This is a genomic window from Bartonella sp. CL436QHHD (assembly GCF_042195105.1).
In the GTDB taxonomy this organism is placed as follows: domain Bacteria; phylum Pseudomonadota; class Alphaproteobacteria; order Rhizobiales; family Rhizobiaceae; genus Bartonella.
Map to the genome: position 1 here is coordinate 95,222 of NZ_JBHINR010000026.1, position 26,712 is coordinate 121,933.

The 26,712-nt window shown below is 37.5% G+C and carries 24 protein-coding genes; 5 read left to right on the forward strand and 19 right to left on the reverse strand.

The window, feature by feature from the left end; translation table 11 throughout:
- Positions 1–270: 270 nt before the first annotated feature.
- Together ACFIKN_RS03620 and ACFIKN_RS03625 are read right to left on the reverse strand one after the other, a co-directional pair.
- Positions 271–1,263 carry an SIS domain-containing protein gene (locus ACFIKN_RS03620; RefSeq protein ID WP_273790622.1) on the reverse strand — a complete coding sequence of 331 codons (993 nt, stop codon included), beginning with the start codon at positions 1,261–1,263 and terminating at the stop codon, positions 271–273.
- A gap of 39 nt (positions 1,264–1,302) precedes the next feature.
- A complete protein-coding gene (locus ACFIKN_RS03625; RefSeq protein ID WP_375631096.1) occupies positions 1,303–2,193 on the reverse strand; it encodes a UTP--glucose-1-phosphate uridylyltransferase in 891 nt (296 codons plus the stop codon).
- A 264-nt stretch (positions 2,194–2,457) separates the two neighbouring features.
- Here ACFIKN_RS03625 and ACFIKN_RS03630 point away from each other — a divergent pair, with 264 nt between their 5' ends.
- Positions 2,458–3,711, forward strand: a complete 1,254-nt coding sequence (locus ACFIKN_RS03630; protein ID WP_375637590.1) for a lytic murein transglycosylase — start codon at positions 2,458–2,460, stop codon at positions 3,709–3,711.
- Between the two features lie 14 nt (positions 3,712–3,725).
- On the forward strand, positions 3,726–4,802 hold the full coding sequence (locus tag ACFIKN_RS03635) for an SGNH family hydrolase (RefSeq protein ID WP_375657920.1): 1,077 nt from the start codon (positions 3,726–3,728) through the stop codon (positions 4,800–4,802).
- Between the two features lie 162 nt (positions 4,803–4,964).
- On the opposite strand, the gene ACFIKN_RS03640 is transcribed toward ACFIKN_RS03635, so the two are convergent.
- Entirely contained in the window at positions 4,965–6,989 is a 2,025-nt protein-coding gene (locus ACFIKN_RS03640) for a M3 family metallopeptidase (protein WP_375657921.1), read from the reverse strand.
- A gap of 553 nt (positions 6,990–7,542) precedes the next feature.
- Between ACFIKN_RS03640 and mgtE the strand changes: the two genes are divergently transcribed.
- From mgtE to ppa, 3 genes are all read left to right on the forward strand, one after another.
- Positions 7,543–8,919 (forward strand): magnesium transporter, encoded by a 1,377-nt coding sequence (gene mgtE / locus ACFIKN_RS03645; RefSeq protein WP_273790627.1) that lies wholly within the window; start codon positions 7,543–7,545, stop codon positions 8,917–8,919.
- A 1,262-nt stretch (positions 8,920–10,181) separates the two neighbouring features.
- A complete protein-coding gene (gene typA, locus ACFIKN_RS03650; protein WP_273790628.1) occupies positions 10,182–12,008 on the forward strand; it encodes a translational GTPase TypA in 1,827 nt (608 codons plus the stop codon).
- 68 nt (positions 12,009–12,076) lie between these two features.
- Positions 12,077–12,607 carry an inorganic diphosphatase gene (gene ppa / locus ACFIKN_RS03655; RefSeq protein WP_273790629.1) on the forward strand — a complete coding sequence of 177 codons (531 nt, stop codon included), beginning with the start codon at positions 12,077–12,079 and terminating at the stop codon, positions 12,605–12,607.
- Between the two features lie 53 nt (positions 12,608–12,660).
- Here the strand turns inward: ppa and ACFIKN_RS03660 are convergent, their stop codons facing one another.
- The 16 genes from ACFIKN_RS03660 to ACFIKN_RS03735 form a co-directional block, all read right to left on the reverse strand.
- Positions 12,661–12,975: a DUF167 domain-containing protein gene (locus tag ACFIKN_RS03660; protein ID WP_273790630.1), complete on the reverse strand. Its 315-nt coding sequence runs from the start codon at positions 12,973–12,975 to the stop codon at positions 12,661–12,663.
- A 22-nt stretch (positions 12,976–12,997) separates the two neighbouring features.
- Positions 12,998–13,291, reverse strand: a complete 294-nt coding sequence (locus ACFIKN_RS03665; RefSeq protein ID WP_273790631.1) for a YggT family protein — start codon at positions 13,289–13,291, stop codon at positions 12,998–13,000.
- 327 nt (positions 13,292–13,618) lie between these two features.
- Positions 13,619–14,179: an invasion associated locus B family protein gene (locus ACFIKN_RS03670; RefSeq protein ID WP_273790632.1), complete on the reverse strand. Its 561-nt coding sequence runs from the start codon at positions 14,177–14,179 to the stop codon at positions 13,619–13,621.
- Positions 14,180–14,278: 99 nt separating this feature from the next.
- Positions 14,279–14,800 (reverse strand): RNA pyrophosphohydrolase, encoded by a 522-nt coding sequence (locus ACFIKN_RS03675; protein WP_273790633.1) that lies wholly within the window; start codon positions 14,798–14,800, stop codon positions 14,279–14,281.
- Between the two features lie 39 nt (positions 14,801–14,839).
- The gene (locus tag ACFIKN_RS03680) at positions 14,840–16,150 is read right to left on the reverse strand and encodes a S41 family peptidase (protein ID WP_273790634.1); all 1,311 of its coding nucleotides are present in this window, start codon (positions 16,148–16,150) and stop codon (positions 14,840–14,842) included.
- Entirely contained in the window at positions 16,140–17,384 is a 1,245-nt protein-coding gene (locus ACFIKN_RS03685) for a murein hydrolase activator EnvC family protein (RefSeq protein ID WP_375657926.1), read from the reverse strand. The genes ACFIKN_RS03680 and ACFIKN_RS03685 overlap by 11 nt, the downstream gene beginning before the upstream one ends.
- Positions 17,385–17,517: 133 nt before the next feature.
- Positions 17,518–18,000, reverse strand: a complete 483-nt coding sequence (gene rlmH / locus ACFIKN_RS03690) for a 23S rRNA (pseudouridine(1915)-N(3))-methyltransferase RlmH (RefSeq protein WP_273790635.1) — start codon at positions 17,998–18,000, stop codon at positions 17,518–17,520.
- 1 nt (position 18,001) lies between these two features.
- Positions 18,002–18,388 (reverse strand): ribosome silencing factor, encoded by a 387-nt coding sequence (gene rsfS, locus ACFIKN_RS03695; RefSeq protein ID WP_273790636.1) that lies wholly within the window; start codon positions 18,386–18,388, stop codon positions 18,002–18,004.
- Between the two features lie 111 nt (positions 18,389–18,499).
- A complete protein-coding gene (locus tag ACFIKN_RS03700) occupies positions 18,500–19,093 on the reverse strand; it encodes a nicotinate-nucleotide adenylyltransferase (protein ID WP_273790637.1) in 594 nt (197 codons plus the stop codon).
- A 29-nt stretch (positions 19,094–19,122) separates the two neighbouring features.
- A complete protein-coding gene (locus ACFIKN_RS03705) occupies positions 19,123–20,379 on the reverse strand; it encodes a glutamate-5-semialdehyde dehydrogenase (protein WP_375631101.1) in 1,257 nt (418 codons plus the stop codon).
- Positions 20,380–20,424: 45 nt separating this feature from the next.
- Positions 20,425–21,564 (reverse strand): glutamate 5-kinase, encoded by a 1,140-nt coding sequence (proB, locus tag ACFIKN_RS03710; protein WP_375631102.1) that lies wholly within the window; start codon positions 21,562–21,564, stop codon positions 20,425–20,427.
- 1 nt (position 21,565) lies between these two features.
- Positions 21,566–22,591 carry a GTPase ObgE gene (obgE, locus tag ACFIKN_RS03715; protein WP_273790640.1) on the reverse strand — a complete coding sequence of 342 codons (1,026 nt, stop codon included), beginning with the start codon at positions 22,589–22,591 and terminating at the stop codon, positions 21,566–21,568.
- A gap of 173 nt (positions 22,592–22,764) precedes the next feature.
- Positions 22,765–23,493: an RlmE family RNA methyltransferase gene (locus tag ACFIKN_RS03720; protein WP_273790641.1), complete on the reverse strand. Its 729-nt coding sequence runs from the start codon at positions 23,491–23,493 to the stop codon at positions 22,765–22,767.
- A 29-nt stretch (positions 23,494–23,522) separates the two neighbouring features.
- The gene (locus tag ACFIKN_RS03725; RefSeq protein WP_375657922.1) at positions 23,523–24,833 is read right to left on the reverse strand and encodes a Ppx/GppA phosphatase family protein; all 1,311 of its coding nucleotides are present in this window, start codon (positions 24,831–24,833) and stop codon (positions 23,523–23,525) included.
- Positions 24,834–25,737: 904 nt separating this feature from the next.
- Positions 25,738–26,343 carry an invasion associated locus B family protein gene (locus ACFIKN_RS03730; RefSeq protein ID WP_273790643.1) on the reverse strand — a complete coding sequence of 202 codons (606 nt, stop codon included), beginning with the start codon at positions 26,341–26,343 and terminating at the stop codon, positions 25,738–25,740.
- Positions 26,340–26,712 (reverse strand): YadA-like family protein (locus tag ACFIKN_RS03735; RefSeq protein WP_375657923.1); only part of this gene is annotated, 373 nt, incomplete at its 5' end. The genes ACFIKN_RS03735 and ACFIKN_RS03730, both read right to left, overlap by 4 nt.

Here is a 26,712-nt window from a genome sequence, read left to right on the forward strand (position 1 = left end):
GTACAAGGGAAACCTCTCTTAAGAACAGAGGGAGCACACACATTAAGCAGGAGGCGATCCGTTCTCCTCCTGATAGAAAATCCTCTCTAAAATACGCAAAGAGGCTGGTATAATCTTTACCCTGAGAATTTTCTAAACATTATGAAATGCGTAAAATAATCATTTTCTTCCACAAAATATCAGTAAAGCCACCTACAATAAAATTGTAACTTTGTATCCTGCAATCTATTTCAACCTAAAATAACATTTTATTTGATAAGGAAGCTTAATCTAAGCAGCGCCAATGCGCAAAAGATCATGAAAATGGACAATTCCTATCGGTTTTTTATCTTCAACCACGAAAAATGCACCAATCTGATGATCATTAATAAAAGCTGTTGCTGCACCAACAAGTGTATTTGGCTTTACAACTTTAGGAGCTTTGGTCATCACCTCGTCAACATTAAATTTTGATAAATTAAAATGAATGTTACGTGCAAGGTCGCCATCAGTTACAATTCCGATTAGTTCACCTTCTTGATTCACAACACCAACACAACCAAAATGTTTTTCCACCAAAACATTCATCGCTTCAGTCATAGATGTTCCCTGCATTACCAAAGGAATATTATCACCCTCATGCATAATATCACACACGTATTTAAGGCTTGCACCAAGAGAACCACCAGGATGATATATTTTGAAATCCGTTGCGGTAAAACCACGCATTTCTAAAAGAGAAACCGCTAATGCATCTCCCATTGCCAATTGCATAATTGTTGAAGTTGTAGGGGCTAAACCATGGGGGCAAGCCTCTTCTATCTTTGGTAATAATAGCACAATATCAGCTTGTCGTCCTAACACAGAGTGCTTACTTGATGTCATCGCAATAAGGGGAATACGAAAACGCGCCGCATAACTCATAATACCACTTAACTCTTGAGTTTCACCAGACCATGATAAAGCAAGAATAACATCATCAGATCCAATCATACCAAGATCACCATGATTGGCTTCTGCAGCGTGAACAAAAAAGGCAGGTGTTCCAGTTGAGGCTAAGGTTGCTGCAATTTTTGTCCCTATATGACCACTTTTTCCAAGACCAGTAATGACCACATGTCCACGAGCATTTCTAATAGTTTGAACAGCCGCTTCAAAAGAAGAAGAAAGACTTTCCAGAAGAGCTTTTTCAAGGGCTTCAAGCCCCTGCTTTTCACTGGCAAGTGTTTTAAGCGCTGATACAACAGCACCCTGCAAAGCCATATGAGGAGACGGTATTATCATAATCAAATTCGATCAATAAAATTAAGTGAGAGATCTATATTATTTTTCAACATTAATGGTTTCCAGTAAATTTTTCAATGAGGCAGAAACGTGGCTGTGCATATCAGCGCGTGCCAAAGAAAATGCAACGTTGGCTTCAATAAAACCAGCTTTAGAACCGCAATCAAAAGTGCGCCCTTTTACTTGCAAACCCCAAAAATCTTGCTCATTTGAAAGCCGTATCATAGCATCTGTTAATTGAATTTCATTTCCTGTTCCCCGTTCTTGAGTGGAAAGAATATTAAAAATTTCTGGCTGCAAAATATAACGTCCATTGATGTACAAATTTGATGGTGCCGTTCCTTGTACTGGTTTCTCTACCATTTTTGTGATTTCAAAACCATTTGCAATCTGTTTGCCTTTCCCAACAATACCATATTTATGTGTTTCTCTAGGATCGCATTCCTGAACTGCTATAATATTTCCCCCACCCACCTTTTCATAAAGGCTCATCATTTCAGAAAGACAGCCCTTTTTCGCCTGTATCAACATATCGGGTAATAATAAAGCAAAAGGTTCCCCTGCAACTAATTCACGCGCACACCAAAGAGCATGCCCTAATCCCAAAGGTTGCTGTTGCCGAGTGAAAGAAGTTGACCCTGGTAATGGCTGTAAACGGTATAAGTGTGCAAGATCTTCTTTCTTTCCACATTCAGCAAGTGTCGTGTATAATTCAACTTGCGCATCAAAATAATCCTCAATGACTGCTTTGTTACGTCCAGTCACAAAAATAAAATGCTCAATACCAGCTTCCCTCGCCTCATCCACAACATATTGAATAACAGGTTTATCAACAACTGTTAGCATTTCTTTAGGAATCGTTTTTGTCGCAGGAAGGAAACGCGTCCCAAGACCTGCTACTGGGAATACTGCTTTCCGGATTTTACGCACACTCACCCTCCTCAATGAATTCATATAACTTTTTTGTTTTATTTATCATATGTTTTTACGAAATGGTAAAAAAGATATCTTATTGTTTTGATTATCATTATAATGGATAATAAAAATGTAAAAAGAGTCTGAGAATTTATTGAAAGGATTAAAACGTATTATTTATTCAGTTTTTTCCTCTTCTTGATCATATTATCGATTAAACTAAATACAAAATAAAGTTATTGCACATCTAATGAATTGAATATTAATGGGGATTTCAAAATGCAAAAAACAGAATTGAAGACTCTCTTTTTAGAGAAGTCAATAACTTGGAGAACTCTTTTCACTGTCTCTGCCGTTATTTTTTCTGCTTTTTTTATGTTTTTTATATCCCTTTCATATGCTGATAGCGGATTTAAACACTGGATTAAAGAATTTAAAAAAATAGCTATTGCTCACAATATTACCCCCTCTACGTTTCATATGGCGTTTAAAGGTGTTAATGCCATTGATCCAGAAGTTCTAAAAAGCGCCGCATACCAACCGGAATTTGTTGCTCCTTCATGGAACTATTTCGATAATCGTGTCCATGATATTGCAATTGAGGAAGGACGGCACCAAACTCAAAAATGGAACAAATGGCTTCTTCAAATTGAAAAACGTTTTGGTGTTGATCGCAATATTCTGCTTGCTATTTGGTCAATGGAAAGCAACTATGGGAAGGTTTTAGCCAATAAAAGTGTAATGCGTGATACCATTCGCTCTCTTGCAACTTTAGCCTATGCTGATAAAAAACGTGCAAAATATGCATATACACAGCTGATTGCTGCTATGAAAATTCTACAAAGTGGCGAAATTAAACGCTATCAACTCACTGGATCTTGGGCCGGTGCATTGGGGCATACACAATTTATTCCAAGCAGTTATCTCGCCTATGCAGTTGATATGGACCAAGATGGACGGCGTGATATCTGGAACTCTGTTCCAGATGCTCTGGCTACTGCTGCTAACCTTCTCCACAAAAATGGCTGGCAACCTAATCTTATTTGGGGAGTAGAGGTAAAAGTGCCGCAGGGGAAAAACCTTCCTGAAGGCTGGTATTCCTTTGAACAATGGAAAAAATTAGGTGTAAAACACGCAAATGGGCACCCTCTTCCTACATCAGCTGAACAAGCAATATTAAAATATCCAGATGGAGCAAAAGGACCTATATTTTTAGTCACAAAAAATTTCTTTGTTCTGAAACATTATAATAATGCAGATCGTTATGCGTTTGCTGTTGGCCTTCTTGCTGATCGCATTGCTGGACATCCTGGATTGGTAAATGATTGGCAAAGACCTTTTCAACCTCTTACTTTCCAGGAATGTAAAGAACTACAATCTCGCTTAAGTGCACTGGGCTATTATAAAGGGAATGTTGATGGAAAAATCGGAACAGCTTCTCGCAAAGCAATTAAAGCTTTTCAACTGCGTCACGGTCTAAAAGCAAATGGATATCCATCATCTCAAGTGCTTTTTCTCCTTCGCAAACAATAAGGGAGACTAAATTTTTGTCTTCTTTTCGCCTGATATACTTGACATTATTGCTGTTTTCACTTTCTATTGTGGGGATCTTACAGCCATCCCCAAGTAAAGCAACGAACTTCTTCAAATGGTTGTCACAACAAAACAAACAGACACAGCAGCCACCGCAAATTATAGAACAAAAAATAGACAAGCCGCAAAAAAAGATCGTAACACAAAAAAACATACAAAAGCTAAAAAATGAGAATGCAAAGCGCATTCTTGTCATAGGGGATTTTGCAGCTTCTGCTGTTGCCGATGCACTTAAGAAGTCTTTTATAAATAATAGCGATATCGTTATCATGAACAACACAATACCAGCTTCCGGCTTAGTTCGAACGGATTATTATTCTTGGCAAGGCAATATTTCTAAACTCATTGATCAAAATAATCCCGATGTTATTATCATGATGATCGGTGCAAATGATAATCAACCCATCACAGACTCTCATAACATGATTAACACAGATCAGTCAGAATGGATGCGCATCTACAAACAAAGAATTATCGAAATTGCTGAAAGTCTTCATGCCTCTGGAAAACCATGGATATGGATAGGTCAACCTTCTTTTGAAAATGATCTTTTGACACAAAAAATAAAAATTTTTAATGCGCTCTATAAACAAGAAACAGAAACAGCAGGAGGGTATTTTCTCGATATCTGGAGCGGCTTTAGTGATGAAGAAGGAAATTTTTCTTTTTCAGGCTATGATATTAATGGGAAAATAACCAAATTACGCACCAATAATGGCATGCATTTCACCCCTGAAGGAAAGAAAAAACTTGCCTCTTATTTAGAAAAGCCATTGAAAAATATTTTAAATTTTTATGCCTTTTCTCATGGAAATCCTTACTCAACCGATCAAGCTATTCAAAAACTTATACAAGAATCAGAGAATCAAGAGCGGAGTAAAATTATGCGTCAGCTTCCAATGAGCCTCGATGATATGGCACAACAAAACACTCACCTTTTAGGCAAAAGAAAGTCAAGTTTTATAAAAAAATTATGGTTTCCACCAAATGGGCATCAAAAAGATCGAGCTGATGATTTTTCTTTCCCATAATGTCTATTTAAAATACAAAATCTGTTTTCCTCTATAAACAAAAAGCGAATAAGATAAAAAACTCTGTTTACAGAGCTATAATGAAGAGGAAATTTGCATAACTCGCAACTGCACCTTTCGAATAATATGAAAACGGCATGGTGTTAACCATACCGTTATATCTTATAGTCCACGTTTGTTAATCATTGCCTCTGGTAAAGGCATCCGTCCCCGAAAAGCTTTATAAAGCTCCTCTGGATCACGACTTCCTCCAGCGGAGTAAATACAACGCTTTAAAAGATCAGCGAGCTCTGAATTAAAAACATCTCCCGTTTCTTCAAAAGCCTGAAAAGCATCTGCATCAAGAACTTCCGACCACATATAAGAATAGTAACCAGATGCATAACCATCCCCTGCAAACACATGCATAAAATGTGGGGGACGATGACGCATAATAATTGTGTCAGGCATTTGCAGCTTTTCTAATTCTTGGCGTTCAAACACTGTTGGATCAGTGACTGTTTCGCCTTGATGAAAAGCCATATCCACTAAAGCTGATGAGATAAATTCAACGGCAGAAAATCCTGCATTAAATGTCTGTGCTACTAAAACTTTATCTATCAACTCTTGTGGCATAGGATGGCCTGTTTTTGTATGTATAGCATAAGATTTTAATATCTCTGGCACGGTTAACCAATGTTCGTAAAGTTGAGAAGGTAGCTCAACAAAATCACGTGCAACAGATGTTCCCGACACAGATGGCCATGTGACATCAGAAAGCAAACCATGCAATGCATGTCCAAATTCGTGGAAAAGCGTACGTGCATCATCAAGTGATAAAAGAGCAACTTCTCCTTTGGGCGGTTTAGCAAAATTACAAACATTGTAGATAATAGGCTTTTGTCCGCCATCCAATTTATGTTGTGATTGCAAACTACTCATCCACGCACCGGAGCGTTTTGAAGAACGCGCAAAATAATCACCAATAAAATGCCCAAGTAGACTTCCATCAGACTTTTTTACTTCCCACAAACGTGCATCAGGATGCCAAAGTGTAACAGCGTTTTTTTCTTCAAATGTAATGCCAAAGAGTTTTTCTGCTACCCTAAAAGCCGCTTTAATCATACGATCAAGCTGAAAATAATATTTAATCTCCGCGCTATCGAAAGAAAGTTTTTCAGTACGAAGTTTTTCAGCATAATAACGCCAATCCCAAGCAGCTAAAGATTCATTGCAGCCCTGATTGTTGGCAAAATTTTGTAAGTCAATTTGCTCAGTAGAAGCTTTCGCTCTTGCGCGCTCCCATACAGGCATAAGCAAATCCATAACGGAATCAACACTTTTAGCCATAGTATTATCGAGCTTCAAATCTGCGAAAGATTTATATCCCAATAATTTAGCCTGCTCATCTCGAAGCGCAACAATCTCTACAATAATTGTTTTATTATCATTCTTGTTATTATTTTCACCACGTTTAGCCCAAGCTTGGAATGCAACCTCACGCAAATCACGACGATCAGAGAATTTTAAAAAAGGTTCAACAATCGAACGTGCTAGTGTTAATGCATACGCTTCTTCATTGCCTCTTTCACACGCAATTTCCTTCATTGAAGCAATGAGATCTTGCGGTAAACCAGATAAGTCTGTTTGTTTTAAAAATAGAATCCATTCAGCTTCATCATTTAAGACATTTTGTCCAAAAGTAGCATTTAAAAAAGCAAGTCTTTCATTAATTTCCAAAAGCCGTTTCTTAGCTTTTTCATCGAGTTTTGCCCCATGACAAACAAACTTTTTCCACCATAATTCAAGAACACGTGTTGTTTCACTCTCAAATATGCCCAGCTGCGACTGTTTATAAAGCACATCTATTTTCGCAAATATCCGCGCATCCATCATCATTTTTGAAGAATAACGAGAAAGTTTTACAACGAACTCTTGCTCTAGCTGTTGAATTAATACATTCGTATGAGCACTGGTGCGTAAGAAAAATATTGAACAGACACGATCAAGCGCTTTGCCGCAAAGCTCAAAAGGCTGTAAAAAATTCTCAAGCGTTGGTGGTTCTTGCACCATCGCAATCGCCTCTAGTTCTTCTTCGGCTTCTTGAAGAGCCTGTTCAAAAGCGGGTTTAAAATCTTCATCACTTATAGAAGAAAAATCAGGAAGACATGAAAATCCCTTCCACTCCAGCACTGCTTCTTTTGCCATAATACTTTATGTCTCCATTATAAATTTAAACTGTAACAATTATCTTTACGACACAAATTGATAACATACTAAAACTATCTCGTGAGTTTCAAAACTACCTTTCAAAACGCTATTGAATAAAAAACCTGAAAATCGCAAAGTTCTTTCATTTTAAACCATATTATATTGAAGCAATAAAGATTATTCGCTCACACATCACAATAGAATTGCATATTAACAAAAAAACTTGGAGAAAGGCATAATCTCCACTCTTTACAAAATATTGCTGTAGATTCTTTTGAAAATCACAAAACTGCATTAAAGAAATGATGGTAAAAATCAGAACTGATTTTTACATTTACGCTTTTATATTATCCTCAAATTAAGCTGTATTCTCGTTTTAGTGATTCAGAAACTTGTTTATAACTTATAATTCACCCTTGACTTTACTTCAAATATTAACAATTGGGAATATAGCTGGGGAGTTTTTTTTTAAATCTTCCATAAACTTTTGTTTTTATCTCATCTATTATCTAGATTTATAACTCTCCAACTCTTCAGGAGGTACTTTATCATGACTGAAATCAAAACGGCCTTCGACTTCAAAAATTTTTCTCCTGAAGCTCTTGCTGAAAAGTTAAAGAACCAGCATTTTGCAGACTCTATTGATATCATAAATGACCTCGATAGCATGGAACGTGTAACTATTCTTAGTCTTCTGCCTCTTGATTATGTTATCGAACTTTTTGATAAACCAGAGCTTGAGCAACCTGCTGCCATCCTAGAACTTCTCCCTATAAATCGTGCTGTTGAAATTCTTGATGGCATGTCTGCCGATGCTGCTGCAGACGTCTTTCAAGAAATGGATAAAGAAACTCGCACACGACTTTATGCCTTGCTTAACCCCTTAACGCGCGCTGAACTTAAAAAACTCACCAGTTATCCTGACCATACAGCAGGGGCACTGATGACAACAGAATTTATAGCCGTTCCTTCAAACTGGACCATACAAAAAACTTTGGATCACATCCGTGAGGTCGAGCGAACACGTGAAACAGTTTATACCAGCTATGTAATTGACCCTAAAACAGGTACTCTTCTCAAAGCTGTTTCCCTGCGTAACCTTATTCTTGCCTCACCTGATGAACTAATTCTTAATGTCCCTACCCATGACTCGCCCATTACAATATCGCCCTTCACACATCATGAAGATATCGCACGCCTTTTCCAGCGCCATGATCTTCTCTCTGTGCCTGTAGTTGATGAAAGTAACCATGTCATTGGCATTGTAACCGTTGATGACGTGCTTGATACTATGGTCGATGAGATGAATGAAGATGCCTATAAATTTGGGGGTATGGAAGCGCTTAATAAGCCCTATATGCAAATTAAGTTTCCTGAAATGATGAAAAAACGTGGCGGATGGCTCGCTTTACTCTTTATCGGTGAAATGCTGACAGCAAGCGCTATGCAACATTTCGAAACAGAACTCGAAAAAGCGATTATTCTTACACTGTTCATACCTCTCATTATGAGCTCAGGAGGAAATTCCGGCTCACAAGCTACATCCCTTATTATCCGTGCATTGGCTTTACGTGAACTCACGTTGAAAGACTGGTGGAAAGTGATCATTCGTGAAATTCCAACAGGACTATCCCTTGGTCTCTTACTAGGAATTATTGGTGTTACGCGCATTGCTCTTTGGCAAAAACTGGGTATCTACGACTATGGACAACATTGGATTGCTATTTCGACAACAGTGGGTACAGCTTTAGTTGGAATCGTTACCTTTGGTTCTCTTTCTGGATCTATGTTGCCTTTTATTCTTAAAGGTTTAAAATTTGATCCAGCAAGTGCTTCTGCTCCTTTTGTGGCAACTTTAGTAGATGTCATGGGCATTATAATCTATTTTTCTGTAGCTTCCCTCATTTTGTCAGGAACTCTTCTTTAAACATGTAAAGTAAAAACTCTTACTTATGGAAAGATCTTGTCATGTAACCTAAGATTCTTTCCATAAGAGAATAAGCTTTATTATTTATTTTCTAGCGCACCGCTCCATAGATAATTTATTATTTTTTTTGAATAACAGCTCCGAATAACGTAAATTTACCTCATCATAAAGCTTCTCATATTAAATCGATTAAAGTCATCTTCTTGCCAGTCACAAACGAGATCGGTGTATGGCTAAAAACTATTCAAGAAAAAAATAAAATACTTCTTATATCTTCTTTCTCGTAGCAAAAACTGGCGCAATATTGACAGCTGAGAAAGAATGATAATGCTCAACAGTTTTATATTTTTTCACAAAGGCGTTAATAGTATACTATTCGCGTATATTATATCATTTATGAGCCTATCATGGAATGGATGTAGTATACGTTAAGCAATCTCTCTTAAGTACATGAATATACAACAACAAGTATATTCTGTTTAAAGTGTTCTGTTTGGCATGAAAAGCATGCTCCTATTAGAGAATACGATTAACAAAAGTGTGAGGGGCAAAGCACTATCTCCATGGTTTAAAAGATATTACTTTAGATGCCTTTGAAAGCATAAATTGGATTAACGGCAAAGATGGAAATTTTCTTTGGATGCCTTCATATTCTTTCTAAATAAGACTGTATTCCGGGTTCATAAATAAATCAAACAGATATAACTCTTGCCCCAATCTGGCATACAAAAGCTAGAACTTCTTATAAAATTCTTAATCATCTCAATATTTACCTCAAATACACGGTTGCATTAGCTCTGGATTTTGATTGACAAGTTATAGAATAAGAAAAAGCTTTATTTAGAATAAGAATGTTGTACAGTTGTCAATAAATTGGCTATGGATTGAGAGATATTCCGGATTTTTATTAATCTCTTTGCAAAACAACAACAATAATATGGCTACCTTTATACTTACTTACTCTTACAAGAGCTCATATAAACTCCTTGTGTCATATTGATAGAAATCAAGTTGACGGTGATTGTTTGGATAATTCTTAGCTCGAGAATAGAACATACGCACTATAAAAATCCTTTTACGAAGCTCCAGCAATTGAAGCTTAATAGAGCCTTAAAGACTTGGATAAATAGTTTTGTCATAAAAATATTGCCTCCATCTTCCAAAACTATAAAAAAACATGTAAAAGGTTTTTTAATAGTCAGGCAAAGAATGTAAAGACTTTGCCTCAAATGAAATTTCATTAAACGAAAAGAAGAAAATTTATGCAATTGCGTAACATTGCCATCATTGCCCACGTTGACCATGGGAAAACAACGCTTGTAGACGGACTTCTCAAGCAATCAGGAAACTTCCGTGATAATCAGCGTACAAGCGAACGTATGATGGATTCAAACGATATTGAGAAAGAACGCGGAATTACAATCCTAGCGAAAGTGACATCTGTTGTTTGGAAAGATACTCGAATTAATATTGTTGATACACCAGGACACGCCGACTTTGGTGGAGAAGTTGAACGCATTCTAAATATGGTTGATGGAGCCATTGTACTTGTTGATGCTGCTGAAGGACCAATGCCACAAACAAAATTTGTTGTTGGCAAAGCATTGAAAGTAGGATTGCGCCCTATTGTTGCTATTAATAAAATTGACCGACCGGATGCACGCGTTGATGAAGTCATTAATGAGGTTTTTGACCTTTTCGCTGCTCTTGATGCAACCGATGAACAGCTTGATTTTCCTATTCTTTATGGATCTGGACGCGATGGATGGATGGCTGAAGCCCCTGAAGGACCAAAAGATCATGGATTAGGTCCTTTATTTGATCTTGTGACGCAGCATGTCCCTTCTCCTAGTGTAGCAGAAGGACCGTTTCGCATGATTGGAACTATTCTTGAAGCGGATCCGTTTTTGGGACGAATTATTACAGGGCGGATTCATTCTGGCTGTCTAAAACCCAATCAAAATGTCAAAGTTCTTGGACAAGATGGAAAACTTTTAGAAACTGGGCGTATTTCAAAAATTTTAGCGTTTCGTGGCTTAGAACGGCAACCTATTGAAGAAGGAAGTGCTGGTGATATTGTTGCGATTGCAGGTCTACAAAAAGGTACCGTAGCTGATACTTTCTGTGATCCTACTGTCAATGAACCCCTTACTGCCCAACCAATTGATCCTCCTACTGTTACTATGAGTTTTCTCGTCAACGATAGTCCCCTTGCTGGAACTGAAGGCGATAAAGTAACAAGCCGTGTCATTCGTGACCGATTGTTAAAAGAAGCAGAAGGCAATGTCGCTCTTAAAATTGAAGAATCAGCCGATAAAGATTCTTTCTACGTTTCAGGACGAGGAGAATTACAGCTTGCAGTTCTCATTGAAAATATGCGCCGTGAAGGATTTGAACTTAGTGTTTCACGCCCACGTGTTGTTATGCAAAAAGATGAAAATGGAATAACTCTTGAGCCAATCGAAGAAGTTGTTATCGATGTTGATGAAGAATATTCCGGTACTGTTGTACAAAAAATGTCTGAACGTAAAGGCGAAATGGTGGAATTACGTCCTTCTGGAGGTAATCGTGTCCGCCTTGTCTTTTATGCACCAACCCGAGGACTCATTGGTTATCAATCTGAACTTTTAACGGACACACGTGGTACAGCAATTATGAATCGCCTTTTCCATGCTTATGAACCTTATAAAGGAGACATTGCTGGTCGTGTTAATGGTGTTATGATTTCAAATGACAACGGTGAATCTGTCGCTTATGCTCTTTTTAATCTTGAAGATCGTGGTCCTATGATCATCGATGCGGGTGTGAAAGTCTATCAAGGTATGATTATTGGCATCCACTCACGAGATAATGACTTAGAAGTCAATGTCTTAAAAGGGAAAAAACTCACCAATATGCGCGCTTCTGGAAAAGATGAGGCCGTAAAGTTAACGCCTCCCATTAAAATGACATTAGAACGTGCCTTATCGTGGATACAAGATGATGAACTTGTGGAGGTAACCCCTAAAAATATTCGTCTCCGCAAACTCTATCTTGATCCTAATGAACGTAAACGTTTTGAAAAAACACGTGCATCAATTTCAAGTTAATTTCATAATCTCTTTGGTAAAATATTTAATTGTATTGAGCCTCACTATATTCCAGAAAGGATGTCTCTATGAATATTAAGGAAATACCCGTAGGCAAAAATCCACCAGAAGATATTAACGTTATTGTGGAAGTCTCCCTTGGTGGGCAACCAATAAAATATGAGATGGATAAAAAGTCTGGTGCATTATTTGTTGACCGTTTTCTTCATACATCAATGGTTTATCCTGGAAATTACGGTTTTGTCCCTCATACGCTTTCAGATGATGGTGATCCTATTGATGTCCTTATCTGTAATACCCGTCCACTTATGCCTGGTTGTGTTATCAATGTTCGCCCCATCGGAGCTCTAATGATGGAAGATGATGGTGGTAAAGATGAAAAAATTATTGCCATTCCCACTACAAAATTAACAAAACGCTATATCAATATTCATGACTATACAGATCTACCCGAGATTACACTCAAACAAATTGAACATTTCTTCAAGCATTACAAAGATCTGGAACCTGGAAAATGGGCTAAAATTGAAGGATGGCGTGATAAAAACTTTGCGCATGAATTAATTAAGCAAGCTGTTGAGCGCAATAAAAAAATATAACGATTTTAATAAAATAAAGCCTATTTAAAAATAGGCTTTATTCTTTATTTTTTCTACGAGATGCAATCTCTAAAGGATTGCCATATCTGCTTTAGCTCTTCTAAATGTGTTGAAAAGTAAAGTTGTTTGTAGCGAGATATTGCACCGTTTTTCAGAGAAATAGAAGAAGATGGTATTCTCCATTGCTTGGCAAGAAATTTAATGAGAGCTTTATTCGCTTTTCCATCTTCAGGAACAGCACGAAGGCGTATAACCAGATATTGTTTCTCACCATCCCTACATTCAATCCCTATTATTTTGTCAACGGACGATTTGGGAATGAGATATACAAACAAAATCAAGTTATTTTTATCAACTTGATAAAACATGTATTCGCCTCAAGTAATATTTCTATACATACATGTTTGCGTAAACGCGCCACATAAAAGTACGAATAAAATATATAATAATGAACACTACAATAGGTGAAATATCAATCGTTCCCAAATTTGGTAAAATTTTCCGGATACGGCTTAGAACGGGATTTGTAAGACGATCTAGAAAGCTTCCTATCAAAACAACAAAGCGATTGCGTGAATTTATGATATTAAAGACATAAAGCCAAGAAAAAATGACACTAGCGATTAAAATATCAATATAAATCTCAAAAATCAAATCAATCGTTCGAAGCAATGCATAAATCATGCGTCATCCCTTTCAATCAAGGAAACAGAAGAGCGTATAGAAAACCTTCATTAAAGCAGGTCTGTGTATCAAAAAATGGTTTTATATTTCAATACTCTTTTTTCTTGAATAAAAACCAGATATCTAAATTCTTCATCTCTCTATTTAATGACGATGCAGTTAGAAAACAAATATCAAAATTAAAAATAGAACATACAATAGAAGAAACGGCAAAAAATCTGAATATCCCTTATAGGATTAATCTTAAATCTCATTGTCTTAATTATTAATATATAAAAAACAAACAAACTAAAAACGGCCTTTTAAAGGCCGCTTTTAGTTTTAAAATTATTTCTGCAAAGCAGTCAAACGATTAAGAGCACTGCTAAAACCATCTAGCTGAACAAATAAATCATTCAAAGCTGGTTCACCTGCAGCAGCAATTGTCATCGCCAACTTTAACTGTTTTCCAGAACGTAAAGCTGCTACGTGATTTTTGTCAAAAACGACAGGAACCACACAACCTGCTGGTACACAAGTCCGGATACCGGTTTCGATAACAGCTTTTCCCTCATCAACTTGTAAACGAACAGGCTTAGAAACCAAAATGCCAAAAGGAACTGTTAAATTACCAGATACAACACCCTCAGCATCGAGAGTAAGGCCCATAGCCACAACAACACGCCCCTGCTCATTCACTTCTTGACGGTGCATAAAACAAATTCTTTTCCCTTCTTGTATACCACAGTTAATAGTCCACAAACCGTAGGTTTCAGTCAAAGAAGAAGCTCCATTTGGCAATGTCGCTGCCGCATCTTTTGATGCAGGAGGTTTTGAACTTGTTGCAAATGCAACAGATGAAATACTCAAGAGAGTAAAAACTATAAGTAAATTAAATAACTTTTTCATTTTATATTCCTGTTCTTTACATAAAAGAGAAACATGTTTATTATTTATTATAATATAAAGCATCTTAATAAAAAAAGCTTTCTCGTAATCATATAGCTTTTATAATGGTCTAAGGCTACCTCGAAATTCGCTGACAACTTTCGTATAAACGTGCTTTTTAAAAGAAACAGCAATCAACGGAAGGGTTTCTAGATCAATCCATTTCCATTGATCGAATTCCGCTTTATTGCCATCTGGTGGCGGATTAATCGCAATTTCAGAAAGCTTTCCTGTAAACTGGAAAGCAAACCATTTTTGTATTTGCCCACGATATTTATTTGTTAATGTGCACCCAATAAGTTCTTGTGGAAAATCATAATGGAACCAATTTTGTGCTTCTTTAATCAACTTCACAGATCGAATACCCGTTTCTTCATAAAGTTCACGATATGCTGCATCTAATGGTTTTTCATCTTCATCAATCCCTCCTTGAGGAAGCTGCCAACGATGAGATATTTCAATATCTGCATGAATGGGCATCATTAAACGACGCCCAACCCACACTTTACCGTCATGATTAAAGATAACAATCCCAACACATTTGCGATATGGAAGAACCTTCAAATTAATACCTGCATCCATTTAATATTCCTCAAAATCGCAAGCTATAGATATCAATTCTCACTTTAACACATCCTTATTGGGATCTGGTGGAAATGCTGCATTTGCCATTTCACCTCGTAACAATTTATAAGCCTCATTCAACTGGATATCATCTTTAGGGTCTTTGGGAACAAAAGCAGCTGAACCAGATCCTTTATTACTCTCTCGTTTTCCTTTGATATGTCCTTTTAATGCAGACTCACCAACTTTTACATCATAACCCTTATATTTTTCAGGGAGTGGTTGCTCTACAATAATATCAGGCGTGATCCCTGTTCCTTGAATAGAAGTGCCAGATGGCGTGTAATAAAGTGCTGTTGTTAAGCGTAAAGCCCCATTTTCACCCAAAGGAATAATTGTTTGAACAGATCCTTTACCAAAAGACTGCGTCCCTAAAATTGTTGCACGACGATGATCTTGTAATGCACCCGCAACAATTTCAGAAGCACTTGCCGAACCACCATTAATAAGGACAATGAGCGGTTTTCCATTGATGACATCACCTGGCTTCGCATCAAATCTTGTCACATCACTCTTTTTGCGCCCACGAGTCGACACAATTTCACCTTTATTGAGAAAAGCACTCGAAACATTAACAGCTTGATCTAAAAGCCCACCCGGATTAAGCCGCAAATCAAGGACGTAACCTTTTAGCTTATCTTCAGGAATTTTAGATTGGATATCTTTAATTGCCGCCAGAAGATTATTCAATGTCTGCTCAGAAAACTGGATAACTCTTAAATATCCAATATCACCCTCAACCCGATATTTCACCGCTTTTACTTTGATAATATCACGAACAATCTTCACTTCAAATGGCTTATCAACACCAGAACGAATAATTGTTAAGGTAATTGGTGTTCCAGGAGCACCTCGCATCTTATTAACAGCTTCATTCAATGTTTGACCATTCGTTTGTACATCATCAATTTTTGAAATAAGGTCTCCTGCTAGAATACCTGCTTTTGAAGCGGGAGTATCATCCATTGGTGAAACAACTTTAATTAAGTTTTTTTCCATAGTGACCTCAATACCAAGACCTCCGAACTCTCCTTTCGTAGAATCCCGCATATCCTTGGCTTCTTCAGCATTCAAATAAGATGAATGAGGGTCCAGTGATGTGAGCATGCCATTGATAGCATTTTCAATAAGCTTTTTATCATCTGGAACTGTAACGTATTGCATACGCACACGCTCAAAAACATCGCCAAATATAGCTAGCTTTTTATATGCATTATCTTCATTATTCGCAGCAACAGACTGCACCATAATCATTGAACAGGCGCCGAGCAATACCCCAGCGACCAAAAGAATAACTTTACGAATCATTTTGGCTCCTTCTTATTTTTTCAGTCTGCCACCAAGGAGTTGGATTTACAGGTTTTCCCTGCTTTCTAAACTCAATGTAAAGCATTGGAGAAGTTTTTCCTATATCCAATGCAACACTGTTTGAAATAAATTGCATCTCCATTATACCCAGAGGCTCACCTGAAAGAATAAATTGCCCCTGTTTTACATTAATTCTCGACATTCCAGTAAGAATGATATGATAACCATTTCCAACATTGAGAATGATTAACTGTCCATAAGAACGAAATGGCCCTGCAAAAGCAACAAAAGCATCCACAGGTGATATAACAACAGCTCCTGCCTCTGTTTCTATCGTTTCACCAAAGCGCGTAATCTGCGAACTTTTGTTAGAGTGATGTATTCTTTTTCCTGAAACAGGAAAAAGTAAAGAACCTTTTCGGCTTTCAAAATTGGACTGTTCTAACAATTGCAAACTTTTCCGTACCTGTACTGATGCATCAGAGTTAAGTTTTGACTGACGATCGAGCTCTAAAATCAATTCTTCCAAAGACTGCGCTTTTTTAGCAAGAGCAATATTTTTTTGTTGCTGTTCTGTAAGTTCTTTTTCTGATTTTTTTTGTAGTTTGTTTTTTTGGTCTAATAAAAGCTCTAGACGTTTTCGCTGCTCTGCTTGATTTTGCAGTTTTGTCTTTAATGCCTTATATTCTGTAGTAATGGAATTACTCAAATTGGTCAACTCCTTGAGTTTTTCTGTTAAATCTCGTGTTTTCTCCTGCATCTGAGGAATAACAGTACCTAATAAAACAGAACTACGTATAGAAGCCAACGCATCCTCTGGCTGTATCATAAGAGCAGGAGGCGGATTCAATCCCATACGCTCCAAAATTGCAAGAACTTCCGCAAATTCAGCACGACGATTTTTTAAACTTTGATAGACTTGTACCCGCTTTTCTATCATTTTTTTAAGCTTTTCTTCCCTTTTAGCAATATCATCTGCTACTATACGTTCTTCTTTAGCCGCTTTTATGAGTGCATCACTCAAAACACGTTGATCTTTTTTTAAATGCTCAACTTGATGCATAAGAAAAGCAACACGCTCACGCGAAAGTGAAATATTTTGACGAATTTCTCCTAATTCTTTATGTACTTCCGTACTCCTCATTGTATCTTCCGCACGCGATACAGAAAAGCAAAAAAACATACTCAAGAGCAGAATGACAAATATGACGCACTCCTCATATAAATATAGCATCTTTCTATGAAGAAGCTTTTTCATTTGCAAAAACCATGACACCTCATCGTATACATTAGAGATGCTTTAAATGGTGTCAGCTAAAACAATATTAATAAACATATAAATAAGTGCTAAAAATTGCACAAAAATATTAAAAACGATGATACGGATGGTTATTTTCAATTGTTACAGCGCGGTAAAGTTGTTCTGTAAGAAGAATACGTGCAATTTGATGTGGCCACGTCATCAAACCAAAAGATAAAAGAAAATCAGCACGCTTCTTTATTTGTTCATTATGCCCATCAGGTCCTCCCAAAGCAATGACGACATCTCGAATGCCCTCATCACGATAACACCTTAATTTTTCAGAAAAAGAAATTGACGAAATCGATTCTCCACGCTCATCTAACACAATTAATCGACATTTTTCAGGTAAAAATTCAATAAGTTTTCTCCCCTCTTCCTCCATACGTTGACAAACTGTTTGAGCACGACTTTCTGGTATCTCTTGTAACTTTTTTAAATGAAAGCCTACATCTCCAGAAATTTTAGAAAAACGATCCAAATAATGCTGAACTAATTTTTGCTCCGCCCCACTTTTCATACGACCAACCGCAAAAATAGAAATTTGCATTTTAATGATCTCCGAAGAGAAGCAAAGCCGTATCGTTTAAATCCGGTGTCATCCATATTTTTTCTAAATTATAAAAAAGACGAATTTCTGGACGAAAAAGATGAGTGATAATATCACCTGTATCAATCAATACCCAGTCACCTCCAGCAAGCCCTTCTACACGCGCAAGCCCCTGCCCACTATCTTTCCAAGTATGTAATAAATGATCAGCAACAGACGATACATGACGCTGCGAATTTGCTGAAGCTATGACCATATAATCAGCCAAAGATGACTTCCCTCGAATATCAATAGCAACAATATCTTCTGCTTTTGTATCTTCTAAACTCTTGAGAATAACTTCAAGACTCTCACTAACAGAAAAAACTTTTTTTTCTTTTGAAGGCATAATATCGTAAGAGTGTTTGTGTGCAACGTTTTTCAGATCAATATCCTTTCTTATCGTTGTGGAATCTAAAAAAGAGACTTCTCTAAAGAGAAGCAGAATCTTATGAAATGTTCAAGAAAAATCATTCTTCTTCAAACGAAGGTTTGTTGAAGATTGAAAAGATAAAGGTCCATGCAAATAAGTCCAAACTGGTGGCTTGATAAAAGGTAATCGCTTACTTTCTCTCTCATCCAAACGAAAACGGCGATAAATATGTGCCATAGGAGAAGAAAGTGCTGACCGATTGCCTAAAGGACGATCAATAATCGCAATAGGAAGCATAGAGACGATATCATGCCATCGATACCATTGATGTATCGTCGCAAAACTATCTGCCCCCATAATCCATACAAAATTTACGCCACTGTAATGGGTAAGAATATGAAAAATCGTATCTACTGATACTTTGCTCCCTATAGCCTGTTCAAAACCTGTTAAGCGAATTTTTGGATGGTCAATAAGTTTAAAACTTAATTGCATTCTCTCCTCTAAAGAGGGCAACTGTGTACAATCCTTTAAAGGATTTCCTGGAGTGATCATCCACCATAACTGATCAAGATGCAAACGCCGAATGGCAATTTTTGCAACAAGAAGATGCCCCGCATGCGGTGGATTAAAGGAACCACCAAAAAGACCCACAACATTAGATCTTTCAACATGTGGCATACAATTTTTCCATGGAAAAAATGGTGTTCTCAAGCTCTAACCTGACCATTTCCTTTAACGTGATATTGAAATGATGTTAGCTGTCCAACACCTATGGGACCACGTGCATGCATTTTTCCTGTTGCGATACCAATTTCCATTCCAAAACCAAATTCACCTCCATCAGCAAATTGTGTAGATGCATTGTGTAATAAAATAGCTGAATCTAAATGATTAAAAAAATTCTTCACCACTTCCAAATCCTCAGCAATAATCGATTCCGTATGTCCTGATGAATAACGCTTGATATGAGAAATGGCTCCCTCAACACCCTCAACCGTTTTAACAGAAAGAATAGCATCAAGATATTCATGCGACCAATCTTCTTCAGAAGCTAATTTGACATCTGGCATAAGAAAAACAATATCTTCTGTGGCACGAATTTCACACCCCTTTTCCTGTAAAGCAGTTAAAACAGGAAGAAATTTTTTTAATGCTTGGCCGTCAATGAGAACTGTCTCAACAGCACCGCATATCCCTGTTCGCCGCAGCTTTGCATTTAAAACAATATTGCGTGCCATATCTAAATCTGCCGATTTATCAATATAAATATGACAAAGTCCCTCCAAATGAGCAAAAATTGGAACACGTGCATCAGACTGAACACGAGCAACAAGGCTCTTTCCACCACGTGGTACGATCACATCAATCGCTCCATCCAATCCTTTGAGCATTTCCCCAACGGCAGCACGATCTGTCGTTCCAACCATTTGGATAGCATCTTTGGGTAAACCAGAGCGCTCTAAACCTTGTACCAAAGCTAAATGAAGAGCATGAGAAGAATGAAAGCTATCCGAACCACCGCGCAAAATCGCAGCATTACCTGCTTTTAAGCACAAAGAACTCGCATCAACTGTAACATTGGGACGACTTTCATAAATAATGCCAATCACACCAAGAGGTGTTCGTACACGACTTATATGAAGCCCATTTGGACGCGTCCATTCATCCATCACTTGTCCAACAGGATCAGATAAACGAGCAACTTGGCGAACACTGTCTATCATTGCACGTAAACGCAAATCATCTAATTTTAGCCGATCAATCATTGCAGCTTTCAAATTATTCTGAGCAGCATTCTCTAAATCTTGACAATTCGCCCGTAAAATTTCATCTGACTGAGCCTCTAGACTTAAAGCGATCATTTCTAATGCATTGTTCTTTTGCTCAGAAGAAGCAACAGCTAACGCTGCAGCGGCATAGCGTGCTTTTTGTCCCATATCTTTCATTTGTTCTTCTAAAGTCATCGTAACATCCACTCTGCCAAAACAATAAAAACAAAAGTAACTTTTTTAAACAGTATTGGTCAAGCAACGTACAATCATATCATTACGATGCACCATAGCAGAGCGCGCCTCATACCCAAGAATAGCTTCGATTTCTTCACTTTTATGTCCTATAATGCGTACAGCCTCATCTTTGTCATAGCTTACAAGTCCACGCGCAATCTCAACTCCATCTGTACCAACAATTGCAACCGTATCCCCACGCTGGAAATTTCCCTCAACGCCAATAACCCCTGCAGCTAATAATGATTTTCCTGATTCAAGAGCCCTAATGGCTCCTTGATCAATCGTCAAAACACCAGATGGATCTAAATGACCAGAAATCCATGTTTTCCAAGCATTGACAGATTTCTTACTTGCCGCAAAAAAACTCTTGCGTTCACCTTTGTCAATTGCAGCAAGAGGATTCATACGCTTGCCTGAGGTGATAATCATCGCCGTTCCAGCAGCATTAGCTATTTTTCCGGCTTCAAGCTTAGTCTTCATTCCTCCCCGTGAAAACTCTGAAGCAGCAACATCTGCCATTTTTTCGATATCATGCGTAATGGATGCAACAAAAGGTATAAATTCAGCCGTAGGATCACTATGGGGAGACTTTGTATAAAGACCATCAATATCGGATAAAAGTATTAAAAGATCTGCCCTCACCATTGTTGCCACACGTGCAGCTAAACGATCATTATCACCATAACGAATTTCAGTTGTTGCAACAGTATCATTCTCATTAATAACAGGCACAGCTCCCAAATATAAAAGCGTCTCAATCGTTGCACGTGCATTGAGATAACGCCTTCGCTCCTCCGTATCAAATAAAGTGAGCAAAATTTGGCCTGTTTTGAGCCCATGTTGAGCAAGCGCATCACCATAGGTTTTTGCTAACTCAATTTGCCCCAAAGCAGCACATGCCTGGCTTTCTTCCAATTTCAAAGCCCCCTTAGGAAGCTGTAGCAATGTCCTTCCTAAAGCAATAGCACCTGAAGACACCAATAATATCTCTACGCCTCCTTTGTGTAATTCAACAACATCATTGATCAAGCTTTTAAGCCATTCAACCCGTAAACCTGCCTGAGGATCAACCAAAAGGGCAGATCCAATCTTGACCACAATACGTTTATAGTGTGTAAGTTTTTGCGATCCAACAGCCATCTCAATCAACCTTGCTATCCCCACTGATCTCCTCTTTGCGTGACATTTCAATAATATGTGCACCAGCACGCAGCACATTTTCTAAACCTTCGCGGCTAACCGCAGAAAACATCATAACTGGTTGATCCGCTGCTCTTTGCAAAGCTTCCCGTTTAGCTTCACGCTCTTCAATTGTCAGAGTATCTATCTGGCTTAAAGCAACAATTTCAGTTTTATCACTTAGATTATTTCCATATGCCTCAAGTTCATGACGCACAATTTGATATGCTTTTGCTACATCTTCTTCTTGAGAAGAAATTAGATGAAGCAGTACGCGACAACGTTCCACATGTCCTAAAAAACGATCTCCAATTCCCACACCTTCATGCGCTCCTTCAATTAATCCTGGAATATCAGCCAAAACAAATTCACGACCATCAATACGTACAACACCAAGATGAGGATGTAGAGTGGTAAAAGGATAATCTGCAACTTTTGGTTTTGCAGCCGTTACAGAAGCTAAAAAAGTTGATTTTCCAGCATTTGGTAAACCAACAAGCCCCGCATCAGCAATTAACTTCAAACGAAGCCATATTGCACGCTCTTCTCCAGCCAAACCTGGATTTGCACGACGCGGTGCCCGATTTGTCGATGTTGTAAAGTGAAGATTGCCAAAACCGCCATTCCCTCCTTTTGCAAGGCGATAGCGCTGTCCCACTTCCGTTAAATCACATATTAACGTTGTATTATCTTCTTCAAAAATTTGCGTCCCAACCGGAACTTTAAGGATGACATCATTACCCTTCTCACCCGTCATATTACGCCCCTTGCCATGCCCCCCTGTTTTTGCTTTAAAATGCTGTTGGTAGCGATAATCAATCAGCGTGTTAAGCCCATCAACAACAAGAGCCCAAACATCACCACCCCGTCCTCCATTCCCCCCATCAGGTCCCCCAAATTCTATGAATTTTTCACGACGAAATGATACTGCTCCAGAACCTCCATTACCAGAACGAATATAAACTTTAGCTTGATCAAGAAATTTCATTGGAAACACTCACTGAGGAATCAATCTCTTTACCTCTATAGGCAATACATTAGTTTTACCAGTTTTTCATCATTGATAACAGAAAAACTGTCACTATCGCCTATAACTCTTTGAGAAAAAAATCATCACATCTAAATAGGTTAAGTAAAGTTAAGTCTTCTTAAAAGAAGGCGCTATTCTTGTATTTTTGTTTTTCCCTTAAATTCAAGTGCTAGAAGATAAAGCTCTACTGATTCTGATCGGCTTGCGGGTGGTTTAACATGATAGACTTTTTTAAAATGCTGTTTTAGTATCGTAAGAAGAGTGTTTTCTGCTCCTCCTTGAAAAGCCTTTGCTAAAAAATGTCCCCCAGGCTTAAGAACCGAAAGAGCAAAATCAGCCGCAACTTCACATAAATAAATCGTTCTTAAATGATCCGTCTGACGATGACCTGTTGTTGGCGCTGCCATATCAGAAAGAACCACATCCGGTTTTGTCCCTAAAGTTTCAATTAATTTCTGCGGTGCATCTGTATGCAAAAAATCCATTTCCAACATGGCAACTCTAGGTAATGGATCAACATGTAAATAATCAATACCAACAACGCTAGGATCCTCATCACTTGACCCTACTATACGCTCAGCCACCTGACACCAGCCCCCAGGTGCTGCTCCTAGATCAATAACCTTTTGACCTTTTTTCAAAAACCTATAGCGCTCATTAATTTCAATGAGTTTATAAGCCGCACGTGAACGATAACCATCTACTTTTGATTGATGGACATAAGGATCATTCAGATGCCTCTCTAACCATCGTCGTGATGAAGCTTTAATGGTTCCTGCTTTCTTTTTTACGCGCTGATATAATTCATGTGACCCTGAACCTCCATAGCCACCTCTCGGTGTTTTTGTTGTTTTTTTCATCGTTATTCATTGTCTCCATATTTAATTCTCTAACGCTTGAAATCTCTGCTCTTTCTACGACGACACCATACCCCATCGCGTAACATTAGCTCTATCAAAATTCCTTCCCTTAATCCACGATCAGCAACTCTTAAACGCTGACTTGGCCAAACTTCCCGAATAACATCTAAAATTGCACAACCAGCTAAAACTAAATCTGCTCTCTCGCGCCCAATAAAAGGACTTATGACACGTTTTTCTATATCCCATGATAATAGACGTTGTGTCATAAGTGTAATGTCTGCATCCTTCATCCAAATGCCATCCACTTTTTTCCTATCATAACGCTCTAAATTAAGATACATTCCTGCTAAAGTCGTAACTGTACCGGAGGTTCCCAAAAGATGAAACTTCGAACCTTGTGCTAACTCTCCTAATTTATGACGATCTGAAAAATTATTTAATAACCCTCGCACATAGCTTTTCATTTTTTCAAAATCGTCTAAGCTAATATCATTCCCTCCAAAACGTTCAGCAAGCGTAACAACACCAACAGGAAGAGAAGTCCAAGCGATAATTTGTCTAGCTAAACGAAAAGAATGCTTTTGAGAAACATCAAGTAGCACAATTTCTGATGACCCTCCTCCAATATCAAAAAGCACAATTGCGTCAGTATTTGGTTCAACAAGTGTACTACACCCTGTAACAGCAAAACGCGCTTCTGTTCGCCGATCAACAATTTCCAATTCAAGTCCTGTCTCCTCCAAAACACGCTGAATAAAATGTCTACCATTTTCTGCAGAACGACAAGCTTCCGTTGCAATCAAGCGATAACGCTTAATATGCCTTTGTTTTAGCTTTAAATGACAAATCTTTAATGCCTCAATCGCACGATCCATAGCTTGTGTATTAAGAAAACCGTTATTTATTAAACCTTCTCCCAATCGTACAATACGAGAAAAAGCATCAACAACACGAAAATATCCAGGTTTACTGGGAGATGCGATAAGAAGACGACAATTATTTGTTCCGAGATCAAGTGCCGCATAAAGAGGTGGAGATTTTACTGGATGGAACCGTCGAAGAAAAGGTGCTTTGAGTTTTTTTGTTTTTTGAGCACCTATCATTATCTGATTATGAAACTCAAAAGCTGCCTCAGATTGAACAAAAACCTGTTTCTGTTCATAATGTTTTTTTCTCTGTTGTCTCTTTATATCAACAAGGACAGAGTATGCCTCTGTTCGTGACAATGCAGAAAGATTATTTGTATTACTACTGCACTGATCATACAACTGATCTGCTTTGGTATCGTATATTTCTCCTCGCTTTAACTCTTTTGAACCATAATTTAACGGGGTCATGTCCCTTATCCCTTGAGCGTTCCCCAATAAATAAACGCGAAAACTCTTCTGCTCATTCCTAAATAAAGCAATAATGCAGCATCAAATGATATATACAAGAAATCATTCTTTCTTTTTCTATCATTAAAATTTTCTACACTAACATCATTCAGATTTTTGTATAATCTTTCGGTTGTTTCCGTGAAATCATGCATCTCTTTATGAACTTAAAACTATAAATTAATCGTTTACGTTCACATCAATTTTTATAAATTATGCTCTTTTCTTGATACCATTTACACGGAGCACACATCTATTGTAACAAACCTACACTATCATACTATTTGCTGACTTTTAAGGTTACAACAACCTATACATTAGTACGGTTTATAAGAAAAAAAATTTTTTTCGTTATCCACACACAAACCACGTTTGTTATATGCAATGAAATGGCTTTGATTATGCTGGAATAAAAGTTCCGTAGTACTACAAAATGCAATTACAATAGCTGTTATTTCGTGAATACCAATAAAAACTATCGTTCAAAAAAACTCTAGAATTATAAAATTTATCTGAAAAATATTAATGCTTAATCAGACCGCATTAAAAATCCATTTGAAGCTTAAAAAAAGAATTTAGTCTACTCATTATTGTAAGGAAGAAATCGAGTATTTCTAATCTTTTTTACTTTTAATAACTAACGAAATCACTCTTTAAGCATTATAGGAAACACTAACTTGATTTTCTATTACATATAAAGAACTTACTGTGACTTTATATTCATAAAACTCTCACTCTTTCCAATAAATCACCTTGATATCATATTATATAAAACTTCTTACTTATTGACCTTATAATTTACACTCAAAAATATAATACAACAATTTATGGAAAAATGACTCTTGTTAAAAATACTCGATGGATTCTAAGGACGGAAAGAATTAAGTGCCGCATTTAACCCTTTAAATGGTACAGTAAAAGAAAATACCTTACCTTCTTTAGTTTTATAGGAAATACGTACCTTATTGTTCTGCTCTATTTGTTTAGTCAAAACCGGCCCTACAGGTGATTGTGCCAAACAAACCGTTTCATTACATTGCGTATAATTAATAAGAACAGGTTTTTTAACATCTTTTACAAACATTTGAATCGGAACATTTATATCAGAATTTGGCAATGTTCGAAAAAGCATCACTGCTTGACCACTTGTCGTAGAAACAAGAGACCAACTAAAAATGGTATTTCCTTCTTGATCATGAACCGTCTGTGTCACATTACATATACCTTGCTTATGTTTAAGCTTTTGTTTTTCGTCACAAATCAAAGTCCAATCATAAAATTGCATAATAATTCGACGTGTTTCGCCAGGTTCTCCCTTAGGTATCGATAAGTGCGGTGGATGCACTGTATAAATATTATTATTCTCGTTGGCAAAGCTTTCGCTCTTGCCTATTAAGGCAAGAGCAAACAGCAGAACCTTTACTAACATACTTCTCGTTTTTACAATAACAGCCATTTTTTCTATTATCATCTCAACCTCAGAGTAATTCCAGCGCCTATTCCCCAATGACCTCCAGCACTTGTCACAGATACATTCGAGCGAATATTTCCATCTTCAGATGTATAACCAGCACCAAGAGCAAGTGCAGATTGACTGCGCCATAAACCACTCCCAAATGAAACACTTAAAGATCCTGGTATATCATAGTAACGTAAGTTGGACACCGCTAGACCAATAGCAGCAGCTTGTCTTGCTTCTTTCCGAACATCCTGAATAGCATAATTCAACGTCTCAAATTTCATATCCGTATAGGATTTAGACTCGTTAACAGCATCATTGACAAGACCACTAACTTTCTCATCCGTATACTTATTGGCATCTTCAAGAACTATCTTCATC